Genomic DNA, 20,425 nt, shown 5'->3' on the forward strand with positions numbered 1-20,425 from the left:
ACCGCCGGGGTGCGGATGTGTGCGCCACGGGGCCCTCCTCGATCGGGTGCGTCGTGGCGGCAACGCTATGGAACGGGTGTTTCCGTGTGGTTACGGGCGTTCGACGGCTGCGTCACGACCGGGCCGTGGCCGCTGACGGAGCTCGTGACCTGTTCGACCCACCGCCGAAACACGCGGGTGTCATCGTCGCCTCCATGGAGATCACCGACGTCCAGCCAGTCCCCACCACCACGACCGTCCACCTCGGTGCGAACCAGTACGGCAAGGCCGAGGTCCGGCTCGTCCGGGTGACGCGCGACACCGACCGGCACGAGATCGAGGACCTGACCGTCACGACCCAGTTGCGCGGCGCGGCGCTCGCCGACTCGTACACCGAGGGCGACAACGCCAAGGTCGTCGCGACGGACACGCAGAAGAACACGATCTACGCCTTCGCGAAGGAGCACGGGGTGGGGACGCCGGAGGAGTTCCTCCTGCGCCTCGGCCGGCACTTCAGCACCGCCTTCGACTGGTACGACGGCTCCACCCTGTCCGCCGAGCAGCACACGTGGGAGCGGATCGTCGTCGACGGCCGGGAGCACGACCACTCGTTCGTCCGGGCCGGCCGCGGAACCCGCACGGCCGTGGTGCAGGTCGACGGCGACGACGTGCACGTGCTCGCCGGGGTCACCGACCTGACGGTCCTGAAGTCGACCGGCAGCGAGTTCCACGGGTTCCCGCGCGACGGGTACACGACGCTCGCGGAGACCGACGACCGGATCCTCGCGACCTCGGTGACGGCTCGCTGGCGGTACACGCCGGAGGCGGTGGCGGCGGGCATCGACTACGACGCCGTGTACGCCGGCGTCCTCGACGGCATGCTCGCGACCTTCGCCGAGCTGCACTCGCTGGCGCTGCAGCAGACCCTGTTCGCGATGGGCCGCTCGGCGATCGAGACGTTCCCGGAGATCGCCGAGGTGCGGTTCTCGATGCCGAACAAGCACCACTTCCTGGTCGACCTCGCGCCGTTCGGCCTGGACAACCCCGGCGAGGTGTTCTTCGCCGCCGACCGGCCCTACGGCCTCATCTCCGGCACCGTCGTGCGCGACGGCGTCGCCGAGGCCCCAGCCGCGTGGACGTCGGTGCCGGCGTTCGTGTGACCGACGTGGTGGGCGTGCTGCTCGCCGCCGGTGCGGGGACGCGGATGGGGCGGCCGAAGGCGCTGGTCGCCGAGCCGGACGGCACTCCGTGGCTGCACCTCGGCGTCGACGCGCTCCTGGTCGGCGGCTGCGACCGGGTCGTCGTCGTCCTCGGCGCCGCCGCCGACCGGGCACGGGCGCTCGTGCCCTCCGTGGACGGGGTCACCGTCGTCGTCGCGGACGACTGGGCGGCGGGTCCGGGCGCGTCGCTCGCCGTCGGGCTCGCGGCCGTCACCGGTCCGGCGACGGCGTGCGTCTCCCTCGTCGACCTGCCCGGCCTCCCCGCGTCGGCCGTCCGGCGGATGGTCGGCGACGGTGACCACCCGGCGGCGCTCCGCCGCGCGGTCCACCACGGCGTACCGGGACACCCGGTGGTCGTCGGCTCGGAGCACCGCGCCGCGCTGGTCGCCGCGCTGTCCCGTGACCCCGTGCACGGCGCAGGGCCGTGGCTCGCGTCGTGGGGCGCGGAACCCGTCGAGTGCGGCGACCTGTGGGACGGCCACGACCAGGACCACCCGGTCGTCTCGCGCTGAACCCGGGACCGGCAAGAGGCTGACGGACGCTACCGTCCTCCGCGGAGACCCGTGATGACGCCCAGGGCTTCCGTGCGGAGGTGGGCAGGACACCCCCAGTAGTCGTAGACGCCGCCGCGCGCGCTGTTCTGACCGCAGACGACGAAGACGCCGGTGCCGAGTCGGCGTTTGAGTTCACTTGCGAGCCAGCCGTCGAAACCACTGTTGTCGACGTCCGGGGGGAAGTGGAACGAGAAGAGCGCGAACGTCTCCTGCGCCGACACATCGGCCGGGGCGAGCGAGGACCACGAATCTTCGTCCCGGACGACGGCGAGGACGTCGCGCCTGAGCTCCGGCGGCTGGTCGATCGGCGACTCGCGGAAGGACCAGACGCCGTCGAGCACCGAGAACTCGGCTGCGGCGATGACGCCGCGGAGGCGCCGTTCGGTTTCGTCGGGCGCTTCGTCGCTCACACTGACCATTCCCTGACCCGAGCGATCGACGACCGCGCAGCGTCGTCCTCCGCGACGGTCGCGACCATCGCTCTCGTGGTTCGTCGGGCTTCGCACGCGACCAGCTGACGGACGGGAGGCGCGGTGCGGGCCCGCCCCGCGCCTCCTGTCCGTCCCACAGCGCGTCAGCGCGGGATCACCGAGAACAGGAACCGCTTCCGCACCATGTACCAGGCCAGCAGGATGAGCAGGGTGTGGGTCGCGAAGCCGATCCAGCCGTTGCCCCAGTCGACACCCGGGATCGACGCGATCGCCAGCGCGAAGAACACCTGCCAGACGAACACGTAGAGACTCGCCTGCCCGATCGGGATCCACAGCCATCCGATGGCCTTCGCGATCGGCTTCCAGAACACGGTGAGGATCGCGTACGACACGATCGCGAAGAAGGCGATGTCGACCAGGCGCCCCCACTGCAGGTCGACGCGCTGGTAGGCGGTGTTGTACAGCTGGTCGTACATCGAGGCCGGGAACGGCACGGGCGTGAACCCGAAGTGGTCGCCCGCCCAGACGTAGGCCAGGAACAGGGCGTACCCGCCGATGCCGACCCCGACGAGGACCTTGCCGAGGCGCCCGGTCAGTGCGCCGATGATCTGCCGGCGGTAGTACCCGAGCACGAGTCCGTGGGTGAACACGACCTGCCAGGTGAGGAGCGGGAAGACCGCCTCGAACTGGGAGTTCAGCGGCCGGAAGTCCGGATTGAGCGCTTGGTAGACGTAGAGCGCCCAGCTGACGACGAGCAGCGCCCACCAGAACCCGCGGCGGATCACCCACATGAACGCCGGGATGAACAGGCTCAGCACCACGAAGAGGCCCATGATGTTGAACGGCCACGGGCCCATCTCGAGCAGCAGGAACTGCCGGATCGCGTACCAGGGCGGCGGGTAGGCCAGCAGCTGCATCGCGTTCGGGTAGAGGTCGTACACGCGCCCCTCGGCGCCGACTCCCCCGGTGCCGGTCCCCCGGTCGGTGAAGGTGGTGATCGCGTCGGTGTTCAGGAACGGCACGAAGCTCAGCGCGAAGACGACGAGGATCACCCCGAGCGTGACGAGGTACTGCTTCCGCGCGCGTTTCCACGCCCCGATGGCGGCCGCCCACTCGCCGAACTTCTTGATGGCGAACGGGTAGGTCATGCCGAGGACCATGCCGGACAGGAACACGAACATCTCCGCGCCGGTGATCGCGCCGACGGCGTGCAGCGTGATGTACGAGTACGGTCCGCCGATCTCGATGTGGGTGATCACCACGGCGAGGATGATGAACCCGCGGAACAGGTCGAGCCGCAGGTCGCGCCCGGGCTTGCCGTCGTCGGGGTAGCGCCAGCTCGGCAGCAACCGACCGAACAGGCCGCTCAGCAGGAACACGACCGCGAGGCCGACGGCACACCAGACGATCCAGGCCATCTGGTCGCCGCCGGTGTCGTACTGCTGGTCGGTCGCCGCGGCGCCGTCCCGTGGCGTGACCTCGTCCGTCACGGGTCCGAACACGAAGTCGCCCGCGCGCTCGAGGTCGGTGCGGAACGAGCCGGCGATGCCGGGTACGGCGGTGTCGCGCCAGTCGGCCACGCGGTTGCCGGCCTCGGGTTCGCGGCGGTTCGTCTCGAGGAACGTCACGCCGCGGATCAACGGGCGGTCCTGCACGGCGGCGATCACCTGTCGCCACCAGCCCTGCTTCACCGGGAGCTCGTCGGCGCCCCGGAGCGAGTGGTCGTACAGCGCCCCGGTGTCGAGCAGCATCGGCCGGTCGTCGGCAACGGCGAAGCGGTCGTAGAAGCTCCCCTGCTGTCGCTGCTCGTATCCCCAGGTCTCGTCGAAGCGAGCGGTGACCTCGCCGGTCTCAGGGACGTCGTTCCGGGTGAGCGGGACGTCCCTGCCGGCTGCCTCGGTCGCCTTGCCCTTGCCGAAGTACAGCATCGACAGTCCGACCCAGTCGACGGCGGAGTCCCCGGGCCAGTACGGCTCGTAGGGGTCGTCGGCCGCGGTGAGCTGTCCGTCGCCGTTCGTGTCGAGCTTCGAGACGTCGGTCGCGGACAGGTCCTGCAGCCGGCCGGCGGACTCGCCGAAGGGGTAGCCCGCACCGTAGGACGGGGACCACACCATCAGCGCGTCCGAGCTGCCGCCGTGGACCGCGGTCGCGAGCGTCCGGAAGGCCGAGACGAACTGCGTCGGCTGCTGCCCCCACCGCACCCACGTGCCGTTCATCTGCGGGGCGAACCGGACGAGCACCTGGGTGTCGTACTGGCGGTGGACTTCTTCGAGCAGGGCGTTCGCCGCACGGGCGTCGGCCGCGGTGAGGGACCGGAGCGACTGGTCGGGCTCGAGGCTCACCACGAGGACGGCGCCCTGCGTCGCCGCAGCGCGGGTGGCCCGGAGGAACTCCTTGCGGGCGCTGCGGTCCAGCGGGTACTGGATCTCCACGCCGTACATCGACGGTGTCGCACCGAGTCGTCCCGCGTACCCGGCCGGTGCGTCGTCGCCCCAGTCGATGTCCGGTCCGAACCAGGTCTTCCCGTCGGACGGCGCGATCGACGCACCGCTCGTCGCGGCGGCCTGCACCGCCGACGCCGGCAGCGCGCCACCCAGGGCGAACGTCGCGAGCACCACCAGGAACGCGACGAGCCGGGCAGCGGTCCGGCTCACCGTGCGCACACCAGGGTCCAGACGTTGTGACCACCCTCGTGCCGGTGCTCGAGCCGGTCGAGCGCGGCGATCGCGAGCGCGAGGCCCCGACCGCTCTCCTCGTCGGCGTCGGCCATCGTCACGGCAGCGAGGTCGATGTCGACCGGCAGCCCGTTGTCGGTGAGCACGGCGACGAGCTCGCGGTCGGTCGCGTCGAGTCCCACGGTGTAGCGCCGGCCGGCTTCCTGGTCGGCGCGTCGGGTGTGCTCGACGATGTTCGCGGCGATCTCGGCGAGGGCGGTCTCGAGGCCGAAGCGGAGCCGGACGTCGTCGATGCCGAGGGTGTCCCACCACGCGGCGAAGCGGTCCTGCACCTCGTCGAGGGACGCCGGCACCGCCGGGACGTCGAACTCGACCCGCGCCGGGCTCACAGGGGTCCCCCGGCCGTGCTCGACTCGTGCTCGGACTGCGCGGTGCCCGGTCCTCGGTAGAGCACGGCCCGGATGACGATGCTGAAGATGAACAGGTCGAACACGACCCATGCGGTGTTCACGAGCGGCGCGATGCCGGACGCCTGGCCGGTCAGGTACCGGATGCCGATCAGGATCAGCGCCGCCACCAGGGCCCCCATCGCGATGAGCTGGGGCTTCACGAGGTCCCACCGCGGCTTCTGCTCGGACTCGTCACGGACCTTCGGGGTGACCCGGAAGCCCAGCGGCTTGCCCCGGAACACGTTCTCGAACGCACTCGTGACGGACTCGATCCAGACCGGGAACAACGCCAGCGAGTACTGCTGCCCGCGCCACGTCGGTCTGCCGGCCGCCACCACCCAGAAGAGCAGCTGGTTGAGGACGAGGAACGGGATGAGCCGGACGAAGAAGTCGACGCTGTACGCCTGGACCGGCACCACACCGAAGGACAGGCAGAGCACCGGGGCCGCGATGTAGACGATCGCGGCGAAGCCGGACAGGTAGCTCCACATCGTCGAGAAGTACATGAGCCGCTGCCCCCACGACAGGCCCTTCTGCACGAGCGGGTTCTCGCGGAAGAAGACCTGCATGGTGCCCTGCGCCCAGCGGAGCCGCTGCACGAGCATGGTCGGCAGGTCCTCGGGCGCGAGGCCCTTCGCCAGGATCTCGTCGTGGTAGGCCGACTTCCAGCCGAGGCCGTGCAGGCGCATGGCGGTCGCCATGTCCTCGGTCACCGAGATCGTCGCCAACGGCATGATCGGCTGGGCCTCGTCGTCGCGGTTGACATCGAGCGCCCGGGTGAGCACGGCGATGGACTCGATCGCGGCGACCGGTGAGGCGTCGCGGCGGCCGAGGACGTCGAGTGCCGCGTCGTCGAGGCCCGCGAAGGTGTTCGCGTCGGTCGACATCGCCGCGAGCTCCTGCAGGTCGTTGCGGACCGATTCGAGGTCGGACGCGGCGAACCGGTAGGAGATCGTGTCGATGCCGCGTTGGAAGTCGTAGGTGACGTCGCCGAGCGGCTCGCCCCGCTGGACCTGGTCGCGTGCGCGGTCGACCACGGCCTCGGCCTCGTCGAGCGCCCCGAGCACCCGCGGGTCGGTCTCCGTCTCGCGTGCACGGGCGAGGAGCTTCCGCGATGTCTTGATCGTCCGCGCGACCGACGCCTCGACCTCGCGCACGTACCGGGTGACCCCGAGCTGCATGAGCGCCTCGCGCCGGAGGATCGCGTTCGACCCGCAGAAGAACGCGGCGTTCCACCCGTCCTTCGACTGCTGGATCGGCCCGTAGAACAGGGGCGCCTGGCTGCCGAGCAGGTCGGCTTCGGGGACGTTCTCGAACCACTGCGGCGTCTGCACGAGCGCCATCCGCGAGTCCTTGAAGTACCCGAGCGTGCGGTCGAGGATCGACGGTTCCGGGACCTGGTCGGCGTCGAGGATGAGGAGGAACTCCCCCTGGGTCGCGAGCAGGGCGTTGTTGAGGTTCCCCGCCTTGGCGTGCCGTGGTCGGTCGATCCAGTCGGCGCCCCGGGTGATCACGCCGATCCCGAGCGACTCGGCGGCGGCGCGCATCTCCGGACGGTTGCCGTCGTCGAGGATCCACGTGGTGTGCGGGTGGGTGATCGCCTTCGCCGCCGTCGCGGTGCGGACGACGAGGTCGACGGGCTCGTTGTACGTCGTGATGAAGACGTCGACGGTCACGGGGTCCTGCGGCGGGGTCGGCGGTTCCCCGCGTTCACGGAGCCGCCAGGCCCCGAACGCGAAGAGCAGCGAGTCGATCACGCTGTACGTCTCGGCGAGGATCAGCGGGACGGCGATCCACCACGAGTGCCAGTTCACCGAGGCGGCCCAGCGCCAGACGATGTAGTTCACGCCGGCGATCGAGGCGAGCAGGGCGACGGTCCGGACGGCGACGAGGCGCTTCCGGGGCGTCCCGGTCGTGAGGCGGCGGCGGTCCTGCCGGCTGACGTCGAGCGCGGTCACCGGGTGCTCCTGACGACGGCGTCGCCGAACGTGCTGCGTCGCAAGCGAGCCTCCCTGATCCGTCGGCCCCCGGCCGCGGCGCGCGCCCGAGGGTGGTGGTCCGTCCGGGGAGCATCCAGGTGTGCCGTCCCGAGCGTGGGCTCGGTCGTCGGGTACGACCGGGGCCCACGACCTGTCTACCGCAGGAACGGGCCCCCTTGCCAGACCGGCACCCCGCTCTGGGGACAACAGGACGCGGCCGACGGACGACACGACCCGCGACCGACGGACGGCGCGACCCGCAGCGCGCGCGACCCCGTCAGTCGAACTCGGCGACGAACCCGAGTCCCTCGGCCAGCCGTGCGACGACCTCGTCGAAGTACGCCGCACCGTCCGACACCGAACCGACGAAGTGCCCGAACAACTCGAACGACACCGTGCCGAACACCGTCGTCCAGGCCATCAGCGTGCGGACGAGGACCTCCTCCGGCAGCTCCGTGCCGAACGCCCGCAGGGATGCCACCCCGTCCGCGACCGCCGCAGCGACGAGCCCCGGACCCGATCCGGCCGGGAGCGGGGCACGGTACCCGGGGTCCGCCACGGCGTCCGCGACCACCCGCACGATCGTGAGCGTCGTCCGCGACGCCGGGTCCACGGTCGACCGCGGCGCGACGTACCCGGGCACCGGCGAGCCGAACAGGAGCGCGAAGTCCCCCGGGTGCGCGATCGACCACGTCCGGATCGCCCGGCACACCGCGACCCACCGAGCCCCGGGTGCCGGTCCCGCTGCCGCCTCGGCTGCCTCGACCGCGCTGCCGAGCTCGTCGTAGTCGGCGATGAGGAGCGCCGTGAGCAGGTCGTCGCGGCTCGGGAAGTACCGGTAGACGGCCGACGACACCATCCCGACGTCACGGGCGACGGCGCGGAGGCTCAGTTGCGACGGCCCCTCCTCGGTGAGCCGGACCCGGGCAGCGGAGAGGATGCCTGCCCGCACGGTCTCGCGTGCGAGGGCTCGTGCAGTGGGCGCCTTGTCCGTCATGCCTCCACCATGACACGAGAGAGCACTGCACACAATCGAGAGCACTGCTCTTGCAATTCGGCGACCGCTCGTGCATGCTGAGAACCGAGAGCGGTGCTCTCGAACACAGACGAAAGCAGGAAGCCATGTCGCAGCACCACGTCGTCATCGGTGCCGGTCCGGTGGGCCGTCACCTCGCCGCACTCCTCGCGGAACGGGGCGAGCGGGTCACCGTCGCCACCCGATCCGGCCGGGACACGGGTGTCTCCGGCGTCGAGCACCTCGCCCTGGACGCCTCGGACGCCGACGCGCTCACCCGGGCGACCGAGGGGGCCGCTGCCCTCTACAACTGTGCCAACCCCGGCGACTACACGCAGTGGGAGCAGACCTGGCCGCCGCTCGCGACCGCGCTGCTCACCGCCGCCGAGCGGACCGGCGCGGTGTACGCCATCACCGGGAACCTCTACCCCTACGGCCCCGTCGACGGACCGATGCGCGAGAGCCTGCCGGACGCCGCGACGGACCACAAGGGCATCCTGCGGGCACGGCTCTGGGCCGATGCACGCACGGCGCACGAGGCGGGACGGCTGCGTGCCGTCGAGGTCCGCGCCTCGGACTACGTCGGCGCCGGCATCGGCGAGAACGGCCACATCACCCGCGTCCTGCCGGCAGCGCTGCAGGGAAAGGCGGTGTCGATGATCGGCCGGACCGACCTGCCGCACACCTTCACGGACGTGCTCGACGTCGCCCGGATGCTCGTCGCTGCCGCGGCGGACGAGACCGCCCACGGGCGCACCTGGATGGTGCCGAGCAACGCGCCGCGGTCGCAGGTGCAGGCCCTCACCGAGGTGCTGGCCGCGGCGGAGAAGCCCCCGGTCACCGTCCGGCGTCTCCCCGCCGGCATGCTCCGAGCGATGGGCCTGTTCTCACCGATGATGCGCGAGATCGCCGAGATGAGCTACCAGTGGACGGCCCCGTACGTGGTCGACGACTCGGCGGCCCGAGCCCACTTCGGCATCGAGCCGACCCCGTGGGACGAGGTGTGCCGACGGACCGTCGAGGGCGTCGCCTGAACCGGCTGCGCACTGCATGACGGGAGGCGCGGTGCGAGCCCGCACCGCGCCTCCCGTCAGTCACCTGGTCGGGTCCGACCTCAGATCACCAACAACCGCGAGAACTGTCCGGCGGACAGCCGCTGCGCCACGCCGCCTGCGGCGTCCAGCCGCCAGAGGCCGGTCGTCGGGCCGGCGCTCACGTCGAAGAACAGGTCGCCCGCCTCGTCCGCCGCACCGATCCAGACGCCACGGCCCTGGGCGGTCACGCCGCTCGTGGTCTGCTCGGTGGTCGTCCCGTCGGCCGTCCGCGAGGACAGCGAGGTGATCGTCTTGTCGGCGGTGCAGCCGCCGGGGCTGCCCTCGCTCGGAGCGGCGCACCACCCGGCGGACTTCGCGGACACCAGCGCCCGCCCGTTCGTCGCCGCGTAGGTGAAGCCGATCCGGGACTCCGCCGAGACGAGCTCGCTCGAGCCCTTCGCCAGCAGCACCCAGCCGCTCGCGCCGGACGCGCCGGTCGAGAGGTAGTTCACGTAGAGGTTCCCGCCGCCGTCCGCGATGACCGCCGCGAAGATCCGGTAGCCGGTCTCGGGGATCGACCGGGTGGTCCGGACGCCCGACGGCGACACGGAGACGACCTTCGTCGCAGCGCCCTGGGTCCCGAAGGTCACGGCCGAGACCGTGCCGTCGCGTCCGACCGCCCAGCCGGAGCCGGCCGAGGGGATGATCGCCGTCGGTGCTGCCCCGGACACCGGGAGCTTCGTGATCGCACCGGAGACCGAGTCGACCCAGTACAGGTTGCCGGCGACGTCCGAGCGGAGGTCCGCCGTGAGGTGCAGGCCGGTCGCCACGGTCCGGGCAGCGGCGCCGCCGGCCGGGTACATCACGATCGAGGTGCGGTCCGCCGAGGGCACGAACACGTCGCCCACGTCGTCCGCCGTGAAGCCGGCGGCGTTCGGCGCGATCGTGGTCGGGGCGGACGTGCCGGAGGTCGGGAACCGGACGACCGAGCCCGCGCCGTCGAGGGCGAACAAGGACTGCACGGTCTGGACCGACCCGGGCGCGGTGTACCGCACCGAGACGGCCTTGCCCGTGCCCCGGGTCCCGACCGCACGGACCGAGAACGTGTACGCGGTGCTCGCGGTGAGGTTGCCGAACCGGTCGGACCGCGCGCTGGCCGGGAGTCGGTCGACGCCGGCGTCCGGCTGCTGCTGCGCGGGCGAGACGGTGACGCGCCAGCTGGTGACCTTCGCGCCGGACTTCGGGAGTCCCCAGGTCACGGTCGCGCTGTCCGCGGCTCCGGTGACGCGGACGGAGGTCGGTGCGCCGGGCACCGACGAGGGTGCGGCCGTCGCCGGCGCGGCTCCCCCGATGACGAGCGCCACCGCGGCTGCGGCGGTCAGTACGGCTCTGAACACGTGCGTTCCCCTGTTCGTCCCGTGGTCCATGCGCCACGGCTACGGACATCAGAGCACCGGTCGGACCTCGCGGACGCGTCGGCGCCGGGATCGTGCGGGCCGTGCAGGCCCTCATGCGTCATCCCGCAACCCGGAACGACGGGAGGCGCGGTGCCAGCTGACACCGCGCCTCCCGTCCTGGAGAACGTGCGTCAGTGACGCGGCTTGCGCTCCGCACGGTCGTCGCGGTCGTACCGACGCGGCCCGCGGTCGTCACGGTCCCGACCACCGGCACGCGGCCCACGGTCGTCGCGGTCGTACCGGCGCGCCCCGCCACCGCCACCACCACGGCGGTCCGGCTTGATCTCGATAAGCTTCCCGCTGATCCGGGTGTCCGTCAGCCGGTCGAGCACCCCGGCGTCCATGTCGGCGGGCAGCTCGACGATCGAGAAGTCCGGGCGGATCTGGATCGCCCCGAAGTCGTCACGACGCAGGCCACCCTCGTTCGCGAGGGCACCGACGATCTGGCGCGGCTCGACGCGGTGCCGACGCCCGACCTCGATGCGGTAGGCGGTCATCGGCTGCGAGCGGCGCGGACCACGGTCGGCCCGGTCGCCACGGGCACCGCGGTCGTCGTCACGGTCACGGCGGTCGCTGCTCCGGCCGTCGCGGTCGACGCGGTTCCGCAGCTCGTCGGCCTTCGGGTCGAGCAGCAGCGGGTCCTCGCCCTGCGCGACGACGGCCAGCGCGGCGGCGACGTCGTCGGCCGGGACGTCGTGGTGCTCGACGTAGTGGGCGATGATGTCGCGGAACGCGGTGATGCGGTCCTGCTGCTCGAGCGCCGCGGTGATCGCGTCGTCGAAGCGGGTGAGGCGCGTCTCGTTGACGTCCTCGATCGTCGGCAGCTGCATCTGCGTGAGCGGCTGCTTGGTGTGCCGCTCGATCGCGGACAGCAGGCGACGCTCGCGCGGGGTGACGAAGCTGATCGAGTCACCCGAGCGGCCGGCGCGACCCGTGCGGCCGATGCGGTGCACGTAGGACTCGATGTCGACGGGGATGTCGTAGTTCACGACGTGCGTGATGCGGTCGACGTCGAGGCCGCGGGCGGCGACGTCGGTGGCGACGAGGATGTCGAGCTTGCCGGACTTCAGCTGGTTCACCGTGCGCTCGCGCTGGGCCTGGGCGACGTCACCGCTGATGGCCGCTGCGGCGTACCCGCGGGCGCGGAGCTTCTCGGCGAGGGTCTCGGTCTCGCTCTTCGTGCGGACGAAGATGATCATGCCCTCGAAGTCCTCGACCTCGAGGATGCGGGTGAGCGCGTCGACCTTCTGCGGGTACGACACCATGAGGTACCGCTGCGTGATGTTCGCCGCGGTCTTCGTCTTCGTCTTGACCGTGATCTCGGCCGGGTCGGTGAGGTACTGCTGCGAGATGCGGCGGATCTGGGCCGGCATCGTCGCGGAGAACAGCGCGACCTGCTTGTCGTCCGGGGTCTCGGCGAGGATCGTCTCGACGTCCTCGGCGAAGCCCATCTTGAGCATCTCGTCGGCCTCGTCGAGCACGAGGTACTTCAGCTCGGACAGGTCGAGCGTGCCCTTGGCGATGTGGTCCATGATGCGACCGGGCGTACCGACGACGACGTCCACGCCGCGGCGCAGGGCCGACAGCTGCACGCCGTACGCCTGGCCGCCGTAGACGGGCAGGACGTGCACGTGCTTCATGTGGGAGGCGAACTGCTCGAACGCCTCGCACACCTGCAGGGCGAGCTCGCGGGTCGGCGACAGCACGAGCGCCTGCGGCACCTTGCTGCCCGCCTCCATGCGGGACAGGATCGGCAGCGCGAACGCCGCGGTCTTGCCGGTTCCGGTCTGCGCGAGGCCGACGACGTCGCGCCCCTCGAGCAGGGTCGGGATCGTGGCCTCCTGGATGGCGGAGGGGGTCTCGTAGCCGATGTCCTTGACGGCCTTGAGCACAGCATCGCTCAGGCCGAGGTCGGCGAAGGTCACCACTGGCCCGTCGTCGAGGGTCTCAGTGGTGGTGGCGGTGTCCGTGCTCATGCGGAAACGGTATCTCGAATACGGCGCGAGCAGTGACGGTCTGGAGGATCGGGGCGGGCCCGCACCGCGCCTCCCGTCCGCCTCCTGGTCACGGCACGGGCGCGTGCCGCGTGGTCAGGACGCGTCGCGCCGGTCCGTGGCGCCGATCCCGAGGACCGCGTCGGCGCGGTCGTTGAGCCGGGCGAGGAGCCCCGCGAGGGTGTGCAGCTCCCCCGTGGCGAACGCCCCCGTGAGGTCGTCGAAGACCTCGGCGCCGGCGACGTCGAGCGTGTCGAGCAGCGTCCGGCCGGCCGGGGCGATCGAGACGAGGCTGGCGCGTCCGTCGGCCGGGTCCGGGGCGGTGCCGAGGTACCCGGACTCGAAGAGCGACGCCACGCGGCGGCTGATCACCGGGCGCGACAACCCCGTGGCGTCCGCGATCGCCATCGACCGGACGGCCCCGAAGTGGTCGACCGCCCGCAGGATCACGCGCGCCGTGGGGTCCAGTCCCCCGCGCGACTCGATGAGCGACGACCGCAGGGTCTGCCGGACCCACAGCCGGTCGAGCTGCGCGCGCAGCAGTCGCTCGGCGTCGTCCCGGTCCTCGGTCATGCCGGACAGCGTAGCGGCCACATTTAGTTGCTTGTCGGAAGCAATGGATGTATCGTTGCGCGGTCTGCAAACTTTCACAGCAGGAAACACAGCACGAAGCAAGGAGCTCGATGACCGCCACCGCACCCGTCCCGGTGCAGCACGGCCGACGCGCAGCCGGGGTCCCCACGGACTCCGCCGCACCCGGCCAGCAGCCGCTGATGACCCACCGCCAGATCCTCCTCGTGATCTACGGGCTGATGGCGGGCATGTTCCTGTCCTCGCTCGGCCAGACGGTGTTCGGCACGGCGATCCGGACGATCGGTGACGACCTGCACGGGCTCGACCAGCAGGCCTGGGTGACGACCGCGTACCTCATCACCTCGACCATCGCGACGCCGATCTACGGCAAGCTCTCCGACATCTTCGGGCGCCGGCCGCTCTACATCTTCGGCATCGTGGTGTTCATCCTCGGCGCCGTGCTCTCGTCGATGTCGACCTCGATGCTCATGCTCGCCGGCTTCCGCGCCGTGCAGGGCATCGGTGCCGGTGCGCTGATGTCGCTGCCGCTCGCGATCATGGGCGACATCCTCGCTCCCCGCGAACGTGCCAAGTACCAGGGCTACTTCCTCGCCGTGTTCGGCATCTCGTCCGTGATCGGCCCGCTCATCGGCGGCCTGCTCGCCGGTTCCTCCGAGATCCTGTGGATCACCGGCTGGCGCTGGGTGCTCCTCATCAACGTGCCGATCGGCATCGCAGCCCTCGTCATGGTGCTCGTCTTCCTGCACCTGCCGAAGGTGCACGGTGGCGACACCGCGAAGCCGAAGGTCGACTGGTGGGGCGCGACCGCCGTCATCGTCACGCTCGTCCCGCTCCTGCTCGTGGCCGAACAGGGCCGCACCTGGGGCTGGGGCTCGGCCGCCGCGATCGCCTGCTACGTCATCGGCGTCGTCGGCCTCGTCGCGCTGCTGCTCATCGAGTCGAAGATGGGCGACGCCGCGATCATCCCGCTGAAGCTCTTCCGCTCCGGCACGTTCTCGATGGCGACCGTCATCGGGTTCCTGGTCGGCTTCGCGATGTTCGGCGCCATGCTGACCATCCCCCTCTACCTGCAGATCGTCGTCGGCCTGACCCCGACCGAGTCCGGCTTCGCGACGCTCCCCCTCGTGGGCGGGCTCATGATCGCGTCGATCACGAGCGGCCAGATCGTCGCCCGGGTCGGCCGCTACCGGATCTTCCCGGTGATCGGCACGGCGCTGGTGTCCTCGGGCTACGTCGTCCTGACGTTCATGAGCATCGACAAGCCGCTCTGGTTCCTGATGATCGGCATGTTCCTCATCGGGCTCGGGCTCGGGTCGGTCATGCAGTCGCTGACCCTCGCGTCGCAGGGCTCGGTCGAGGCCCGGGACATGGGCGTCGCCACCTCGTCCGCCACGTTCTTCCGCCAGATCGGTGGCACGCTCGGCACGGCCGTGCTGCTGTCGATCCTGTTCTCGGTGATGCCGTCGAACATCCTGCACGCGACCGCGAACCAGAAGGACCTCGGCGCAGCCCTCGACGCGGCGACGAACCCGACCGTGGCCACCGCGCCCGCGAACCGGGGCGTGATGGACGAGATCTGGACCCCGATCGTCACCCCGCTCGAGCAGAACGTGCAGGCCTCGCTCGACGACGTCACCGCCCAGGTGCAGCAGTCGACCGCGAGCGCCCCCGCCGCCGTGCAGGCCCAGGCCCTCGCCGCGGCCGCCGACCAGGCCCACGCCTCGGTGCAGGACGGCAAGCTCGTCGTCGACTGGTCCGACTCAGCGCAGCGGTCCTACTGGGTGGGCGAGCTCACCCCGGCCGTGGCGAAGCAGGTCTCCGACGGCAGCGGCTCCGGGTCGAGCACCATGAGCACGAACGACACCTCGTTCCTGACCGGTGCGGACAGCCGGCTCACCCGGCCGTTCATGGCGGGCTTCAACGCCTCGTCCGTGACGATCTACTGGGTCGGTCTCGGCGTGATCCTGCTCGCCTTCGTCCTCACCTGGTTCTTCCGGGTGCCGCCGCTCCGTCAGCGTTCGGCGCTGCAGGAGCGTGCGGACGCCGCGGGTGCGCAGCGCGCCGACGACGACCGGCTCTCGGCGGAGGACGAGCTCGAGACGGCCGCCGGCCTGGCCGCCGCCGAGGCGGGCTCCTTCACCGGCCCGATGACCGGATCCACCCCGACGCAGCCCGCGCAGCGCCGGTGACCGACCGGGGCGCCCGTCCGCTGTCCCCCTTCGTGGACGGGCGCCCCACCCCACCAGCACCAGGAGCCACCGTGACCACCACCCCCGCGACGACGACGGCGACGGAGCCGTGCTCGCTGCGTGAACGGAAGAAGCAGCAGACCCGATCGGCGCTGCACGACGCCGCACTGACGCTCGTCTCGGCGCACGGCCTCGACGGGGTGACCGTGGAGCAGATCTGCGCCGACGCCGACGTCTCCCCCCGGACCTTCTTCAACTACTTCTCCTCGAAGGCGCACGCGGCGCTCGGGCTCGACACGGTCGAGGTCCCGCCGGCCGCTGCGACCTGGTTCGCCACCGCCGAGGGGCGCTTCATCGACGACCTGTGCGGCCTCGTCGCCGCCACCGTGCCCCTCTCGCAGGACCGGCGCCGGATGAAGGAGCTGCTCGTGCTCCGCCCGGAGATGGCCCCGATGGTCATGCAGTGGATGGCCGAGTCCCGGCAGTCCCTGCTCGCCACGGTCGGCACGCGGACCGACGAGCAGACCGCCCGCACCGCGGTGGCCCTCGTCATGTCCGCGCTGTCCGAGGTGGCGCACCGCGAGACCGTCGGCGGGCCGGACGAGCTCGCGGTCCGACTGCGCGCCGTGGTCGGCGAGATGGGCGCGCTCGCGTCCGCCTGACCGGACGTCTGCCTGCGTGGACCCGCAGGCCGTTTCGGCATCCCGCAGGAGTCCTCCCACCGGGCGCGGAGGCTGCCTACGCTCCTCGCACCGGCCGCACCGGCCGCACCCGACGGCCGGCTACTCGCCCCGCGGCGCGCAACGGCGCGTGTCGCGGGGCGACCACGCAGGGTGTGTTCTTGCGCTCACCGACAGTTCACGCGCGCACCGGCCCGTGGACTGTCGCCCAGCGCGTGGAGACGGTACCGCTTGTCGGACGGGAGGGACGGTGCCGGCTCGCACCGCGCCTCCCGTCCGTCAGGTGGTCGCGTCTCAGGCGCGTGCCAGCGGGTCCAGCTGCTCCGGCGTCGCGTCGGCCGCCTGCGTCGACCGGCTGAGCGCCTCGTGCCGCTCGTCCTCGGCCAGGAGCGCGCGGCCGGCGGCCGTCCCGTGCTCGAACGCGTCCGGGCCGACGAGCAGGCGGAGCGGCGGCTCGTCCATCGCCACGACCTGCAGCACGAGCTCGGCGACCAGGTCCGGGTCGCTCGCACCGATGCTCGTGCCCCCGTGCATCCGTGCGGAGGCCCCGACGGTCGCCTCGTACTCCGGCCGGACCGGCGCGACCGTCATGGACGACCCCGCCCAGTCGGTGCGCATGCCGCCCGGCTCGAGGACGGTGACGCGGATGCCGAGGGGCCCGACCTCCTTCGCGAGCACCGAGGAGAACCCGCCGACGGCCCACTTCGCGGTCTGGTACGCGCCGAGCCCCGGCGTCGACATGCGCCCGCCGACGGACGAGACCTGCACGATGTGCCCGGAGCCCTGCTCGCGCATGACGTGCACGGCCTCCTGGCTGAGGGTCACCACACCGAACAGGTTCGTCTCCACCTGGGCGCGGAAGTCGGCGGGGTCGACGTCCTCGATGCTGGCGAGGTTCGCGTACCCGGCGTTGTTCACGAGGACGTCGAGTCGGCCGAAGCGCTCGACCGCGGTGCGGACTGCTGCACGGGCGGCGTCGGGGTCGGTGACGTCGAGCGCGACGGGGACGAGCTCCGCCCTGGTGAGGTCGTCGAGGGCGTGGAGGTCCCGGACCCCGGCGACCACCTGGTGACCGGCGGCGAGGGCTGCGGTGACGATCGAGCGGCCGAGGCCCCGCGAGGCACCGGTGACGAGGAAGACGGACATGATGTTCCTAACTGACTGGTTGGTTGACAGCACTCATGGAACACCTCTGTTCCTCGCCTGTCAACCGTCCGGTTGATAACCTGGACGGATGCCGATGCCCCGCGACGCCGACGCCACCCGCGCCCGACTCCTCGTCGCCGCCCGCGACGAGTTCGCCGCGGTCGGGATCGCCGGCGCGCGCGTGGACCGGATCGCCGCCGCCGCCGCGAGCAACAAGGCGCAGATCTACCACTACTTCGGCAGCAAGGACGGCCTGTTCGACGCGGTCTTCGACGCGATGGTCGCCGAGACGCTCGACGAGGTCACGATCGACGCCGACGACCTGCCCGAGTACGCCGGACGCCTGCACGACTCCTACGCACACCGACCCTGGGTGCAGCGCCTGGCGACCTGGTACCGGCTCGAGCGGGGCGACACCTCGCACCCGATCGACGCCGTCGTGCGGAGCAACGCCGCCAAGCTCCGGGCGATCGAGGACGCACAGCGGGACGGTCGGCTGCCGACGACGTTCTCGGCGGCGGAGCTCCTCGGGATCGTCATCCACACCGCTGCGCTGTGGAGCGGTGCGACGCCGGAGTACGCCCGGCTGACGGACGAGGTGGGGGCGGCGCGGCGGCGTGAGGTCGTCGTGGCGACGGTGGCGGCGGTCGTGCAGGGCTGACGGGGCCCTGCGGCGCTCAGCCGCCCGTCGCGGCGACGGCATCGCATGGCCTCCGCGGTGGAGCCGACGTGACTACGGCTGCGCGTCGACGGCGACCCTCGAGCGCGCCGGCCGGTGCCAGACGAGCGCCGACCGGGCTGCATCCCGCGCGACCCGGAGGACACGGAGCACCACGATGTCGTGGTCGCCCGCACGGTGGACACCCTCGACCGAGCACTCGAACCACGAGTGGGCACCGTCGAGGAAGACCGCGCCGGACCCGGCGGCGGCGTACTCGATGCCGTGCAGGCGCCGCGCACGGTCCCGGGACGCCAACTGCGCCGTGTGCGGCCCGTGTCCGTCGCCGAGCACCGAGATGCCGAGCGTCGGCGCTGCTGCGAGGTCGGGCCACGTCGTGGACGAGTGCTGCACGGCGATCGTCGCCAGCGGCGGGTCGTAGGAGACGCCGACGGTGAAGGACGTCGCCACCATGACCACGGGGGAACCGTCGACGCACGCGGCGATCGCTGCCACGACGGAGGGCACCTCGGCGATGGCCTCACGGATGTCGAGCGGGTCCTCGATGAAGTGGTCGTGCACGGGGTCCTCCTCGGGGAACGAGCGGTCGGGGACGAGTGGTCGGGGACGAACGGTCAGGGACGAACGGTCAGGAGCGGGCGAGCACCGCACGGGCCCGACGCTCGTCGGACCGCATCGCGGCGACGAGCGCGTCCGGCCCGCGGAACGTGCGCTGGCGTCGGATGCGCCGGCCGACGGTGAGCTCGACGACCGAGCCGTACAGGTCGCCGTCGAAGTCGAGCACGTGGATCTCGACCGTGCGCGGTCGGTCGGGGAAGGTGCTGTTGCTGCCGATCGACACGAGGGCCTGCCGTGGCGGAGCGCCGACGGGAGCCGCGAGCCATCCGACGTAGACCCCGTCGACGGGGACGGGAGCAGCAGACTCGTCCTCGGGCCGCAGGTTCGCGGTGGGGAACCCCAGGTCGTGCCCGACCCCGGCACCGTGGACGATCACGCCGGTCAGGACGACCGGGGCCCCCGGACGGCCGGACAGCGCACGCGCGGCGATCAGGGCACCGCAGGCCACGAGCGCGAGCGCACCGAGCGCGACCGCGTCACCCGCGGTGGCGAGCAGCACGGCCGTCGCGGTGCTGCCGAGCACCGCGCCGAGCTGCTTCACGGTGTTGAAGACGCTCGACGCCGCCCCGACCGTCGCGGGCCCCGCGCCGAGGACCGCGGCGAGGGAGAACGGCGACCAGACGAACGCGTTCGCGATCCCGAACCCGGTGAAGGCCGCGGCGATCGTCCAGAGGGGCGCCGCGGCACCGACGAGCACCGCGGTCAGTGCCACCGACACGACGAGCAGGACGGCACCGACCGTCGCGGTCGCCCGAGGCCCGGCGGTGTTCGTCATGCGGCCCACGAACGGCGCCGAGGCGAGGCACGCGACCCCCATCGGCACGAGCACGAGGGCCGCCGATCCCGCACTCAGCCCGCGGGTCTGCTGCAGGTCGAGCATGAGCGGGATCGGGGCGGACCCGACGCAGAAGGACGCGGCCGTGGCGCCCCACGCCCCGGTGACGAAACCGCGGTCGCGGAAGAGGGCGAGCGGCACGAGGGCGCGGTCGCCGGCTCGCCGCTGCCGGACGAGGACGACCGCCACCACCGCGGCGCCGAGCAGGACCGCACCGCCACGGGCGACCGGGTCGGCGAGCAGCCCGGTGTCCGTGCCCTGCACGCCGACGACCACGCCGAGGACCCCCACGGTCACGCCGACGACGGCGAACAGGGGCAGCGGGACCGCGATGCGCCGGGAGACGGGCACGAAGCGGAGGACAGCGATCGCCGTGACGATCCCGACGGGCACGTTCACGAGGAACACCGACGGCCACCCCCACGCCTCGACGAGCAGCCCGCCGACGATCGGCCCGGCGACCGTCGCCGCCCCGCCGCCGGCGCTCCAGACGGCGAGCGCGACGGCGAGCCTCGGCGGTTCGAACAGCGACCGGATCACGGTCAGGCACTGCGGCGTGAGCAGCGCAGCGCCGAGGCCCTGGACCGCACGCCAGGCGACGAGGGCGCCGATCCCGGGCGCGGCCGCGCACCCGACCGAGGCGATCGTGAAGACCGCGAGCCCGACGAGGTACACGCGCCGGTGTCCGAACCGGTCGCCGAGCCGGCCCGCCACGAGCAGCGGGACGGCGAACGCGAAGAGGTAGGCGCTGTTCACCCACACCGACGTCGACGCGTCCGCACCGAGGTCACGCCCGAGGTCGGGCAGGGCGACGGACACGATCGTGCTGTCGAGCAGCAGCATGAAGAAGCCGAGGCAGAGCCCGCCGAGCGCGAGCCACCGACGGGCCGGGGTCAC

General features: G+C 71.9%; 17 protein-coding genes. 6 read left to right on the top strand and 11 right to left on the bottom strand.

Going from position 1 to position 20,425, the window contains the following annotated elements:
• Nucleotides 1-194 precede the first annotated feature (194 nt).
• Both pucL and WFH25_RS15195 read left to right on the top strand, forming a co-directional pair.
• Entirely contained in the window at nt 195-1,139 is a 945-nt protein-coding gene (gene pucL / locus WFH25_RS15190; RefSeq protein WP_336698416.1) for a factor-independent urate hydroxylase, read from the top strand.
• On the top strand, nt 1,136-1,711 hold the full coding sequence (locus WFH25_RS15195) for a nucleotidyltransferase family protein (RefSeq protein WP_336698418.1): 576 nt from the start codon (nt 1,136-1,138) through the stop codon (nt 1,709-1,711). The genes pucL and WFH25_RS15195 overlap by 4 nt, the downstream gene beginning before the upstream one ends.
• Before the next feature lie 29 nt (nt 1,712-1,740).
• On the opposite strand, the gene WFH25_RS15200 is transcribed toward WFH25_RS15195, so the two are convergent.
• The 5 genes from WFH25_RS15200 to WFH25_RS15220 form a co-directional block, all read right to left on the bottom strand.
• A complete protein-coding gene (locus tag WFH25_RS15200) occupies nt 1,741-2,163 on the bottom strand; it encodes a DUF6196 family protein (RefSeq protein ID WP_336698419.1) in 423 nt (140 codons plus the stop codon).
• Nucleotides 2,164-2,327: 164 nt separating this feature from the next.
• The gene (gene opgC, locus WFH25_RS15205; RefSeq protein WP_336698420.1) at nt 2,328-4,838 is read right to left on the bottom strand and encodes an OpgC domain-containing protein; all 2,511 of its coding nucleotides are present in this window, start codon (nt 4,836-4,838) and stop codon (nt 2,328-2,330) included.
• Nucleotides 4,835-5,248: an ATP-binding protein gene (locus tag WFH25_RS15210; protein ID WP_336698421.1), complete on the bottom strand. Its 414-nt coding sequence runs from the start codon at nt 5,246-5,248 to the stop codon at nt 4,835-4,837. The genes opgC and WFH25_RS15210 overlap by 4 nt, the downstream gene beginning before the upstream one ends.
• Nucleotides 5,245-7,266, bottom strand: coding sequence for a glycosyltransferase (locus tag WFH25_RS15215; RefSeq protein ID WP_071295305.1), 2,022 nt, complete (start codon nt 7,264-7,266; stop codon nt 5,245-5,247). The genes WFH25_RS15210 and WFH25_RS15215 overlap by 4 nt, the downstream gene beginning before the upstream one ends.
• A 298-nt stretch (nt 7,267-7,564) precedes the next feature.
• Entirely contained in the window at nt 7,565-8,284 is a 720-nt protein-coding gene (locus tag WFH25_RS15220; RefSeq protein WP_336698423.1) for a TetR/AcrR family transcriptional regulator, read from the bottom strand.
• A gap of 125 nt (nt 8,285-8,409) precedes the next feature.
• Here WFH25_RS15220 and WFH25_RS15225 point away from each other — a divergent pair, with 125 nt between their 5' ends.
• Nucleotides 8,410-9,336, top strand: a complete 927-nt coding sequence (locus WFH25_RS15225) for an NAD-dependent epimerase/dehydratase family protein (protein ID WP_336698424.1) — start codon at nt 8,410-8,412, stop codon at nt 9,334-9,336.
• An 80-nt stretch (nt 9,337-9,416) separates the two neighbouring features.
• Here WFH25_RS15225 and WFH25_RS15230 read toward each other — a convergent pair whose 3' ends face one another.
• The 3 genes from WFH25_RS15230 to WFH25_RS15240 all read right to left on the bottom strand — a co-directional run bounded on the left by WFH25_RS15230 (nt 9,417) and on the right by WFH25_RS15240 (nt 13,360).
• Nucleotides 9,417-10,733 (bottom strand): fibronectin type III domain-containing protein, encoded by a 1,317-nt coding sequence (locus WFH25_RS15230; protein WP_336698426.1) that lies wholly within the window; start codon nt 10,731-10,733, stop codon nt 9,417-9,419.
• A gap of 191 nt (nt 10,734-10,924) precedes the next feature.
• Complete coding sequence (locus tag WFH25_RS15235; RefSeq protein WP_070416850.1) at nt 10,925-12,769, bottom strand: DEAD/DEAH box helicase; 1,845 nt, start codon at nt 12,767-12,769, stop codon at nt 10,925-10,927.
• A 114-nt stretch (nt 12,770-12,883) separates the two neighbouring features.
• Nucleotides 12,884-13,360, bottom strand: coding sequence for a MarR family winged helix-turn-helix transcriptional regulator (locus tag WFH25_RS15240; protein WP_336698427.1), 477 nt, complete (start codon nt 13,358-13,360; stop codon nt 12,884-12,886).
• A 110-nt stretch (nt 13,361-13,470) separates the two neighbouring features.
• On the opposite strand from WFH25_RS15240, the gene WFH25_RS15245 reads away from it, so the two are divergent.
• The gene (locus tag WFH25_RS15245) at nt 13,471-15,570 is read left to right on the top strand and encodes an MDR family MFS transporter (protein WP_175475775.1); all 2,100 of its coding nucleotides are present in this window, start codon (nt 13,471-13,473) and stop codon (nt 15,568-15,570) included.
• A gap of 71 nt (nt 15,571-15,641) precedes the next feature.
• Nucleotides 15,642-16,232 carry a TetR/AcrR family transcriptional regulator gene (locus WFH25_RS15250; protein ID WP_070416852.1) on the top strand — a complete coding sequence of 197 codons (591 nt, stop codon included), beginning with the start codon at nt 15,642-15,644 and terminating at the stop codon, nt 16,230-16,232.
• Nucleotides 16,233-16,544: 312 nt separating this feature from the next.
• Here the strand turns inward: WFH25_RS15250 and WFH25_RS15255 are convergent, their stop codons facing one another.
• Nucleotides 16,545-17,396 (bottom strand): SDR family NAD(P)-dependent oxidoreductase, encoded by an 852-nt coding sequence (locus tag WFH25_RS15255; protein ID WP_336698430.1) that lies wholly within the window; start codon nt 17,394-17,396, stop codon nt 16,545-16,547.
• Between the two features lie 88 nt (nt 17,397-17,484).
• Between WFH25_RS15255 and WFH25_RS15260 the strand changes: the two genes are divergently transcribed.
• On the top strand, nt 17,485-18,057 hold the full coding sequence (locus WFH25_RS15260) for a TetR family transcriptional regulator (protein ID WP_336698431.1): 573 nt from the start codon (nt 17,485-17,487) through the stop codon (nt 18,055-18,057).
• A 72-nt stretch (nt 18,058-18,129) separates the two neighbouring features.
• On the opposite strand, the gene WFH25_RS15265 is transcribed toward WFH25_RS15260, so the two are convergent.
• On the bottom strand, nt 18,130-18,636 hold the full coding sequence (locus WFH25_RS15265) for a flavin reductase family protein (protein WP_336698433.1): 507 nt from the start codon (nt 18,634-18,636) through the stop codon (nt 18,130-18,132).
• A 67-nt stretch (nt 18,637-18,703) separates the two neighbouring features.
• Complete coding sequence (locus WFH25_RS15270; protein ID WP_336698435.1) at nt 18,704-20,425, bottom strand: MFS transporter; 1,722 nt, start codon at nt 20,423-20,425, stop codon at nt 18,704-18,706.

Source organism: Curtobacterium sp. USHLN213, assembly GCF_037144815.1.
In the GTDB taxonomy this organism is placed as follows: Bacteria; Actinomycetota; Actinomycetes; order Actinomycetales; family Microbacteriaceae; genus Curtobacterium.

Excerpts from the sequence above, each read along its gene's own strand:
- WFH25_RS15260 (WP_336698431.1), top strand. The coding sequence starts at position 17,485 with ATGCCGATGCCCCGCGACGCCGACGCCACCCGCGCCCGACTCCTCGTC.
- pucL (WP_336698416.1), top strand. The coding sequence starts at position 195 with ATGGAGATCACCGACGTCCAGCCAGTCCCCACCACCACGACCGTCCAC.
- WFH25_RS15240 (WP_336698427.1), bottom strand. The coding sequence starts at position 13,360 with ATGACCGAGGACCGGGACGACGCCGAGCGACTGCTGCGCGCGCAGCTC.
- WFH25_RS15245 (WP_175475775.1), top strand. The coding sequence starts at position 13,471 with ATGACCGCCACCGCACCCGTCCCGGTGCAGCACGGCCGACGCGCAGCC.
- WFH25_RS15225 (WP_336698424.1), top strand. The coding sequence starts at position 8,410 with ATGTCGCAGCACCACGTCGTCATCGGTGCCGGTCCGGTGGGCCGTCAC.
- WFH25_RS15255 (WP_336698430.1), bottom strand. The coding sequence starts at position 17,396 with ATGTCCGTCTTCCTCGTCACCGGTGCCTCGCGGGGCCTCGGCCGCTCG.
- WFH25_RS15220 (WP_336698423.1), bottom strand. The coding sequence starts at position 8,284 with ATGACGGACAAGGCGCCCACTGCACGAGCCCTCGCACGCGAGACCGTG.
- WFH25_RS15235 (WP_070416850.1), bottom strand. The coding sequence starts at position 12,769 with ATGAGCACGGACACCGCCACCACCACTGAGACCCTCGACGACGGGCCA.